We start from the raw sequence: 262 nt of genomic DNA on the forward strand, positions 1-262 counted from the left end.
CAACAAGGCCTGTTCCGGTGTTTCCGATTTGGGAGAATTCATAAATATTACTTCCACACCGCAGGAAGAAAATTCATCCATCAGCACTATCTGATAGGCATAGTTACGACTCAGCCTGTCTGGGTTGTAAACTAGAACTGCCTGTATTTGTCCCTCCGCACTTAAATCTCTCACCCGCTCAAGCCCGGGACGCACCAGGATAGCTCCACTATATCCTTCATCCTTAAATACATATTCATCGGGAACAACATAGCCATGTTCT

The 262-nt window shown here is 45.4% G+C and carries 1 protein-coding gene; it reads right to left on the bottom strand.

Translation table 11 applies throughout. The features are described from left to right. On the bottom strand, window positions 1–262 hold a 262-nt coding region (locus AC04NP_RS30855), incomplete at both ends, for a recombinase family protein (protein ID WP_482863989.1).

This window comes from Agaribacillus sp. DX54, from assembly GCF_056858335.1.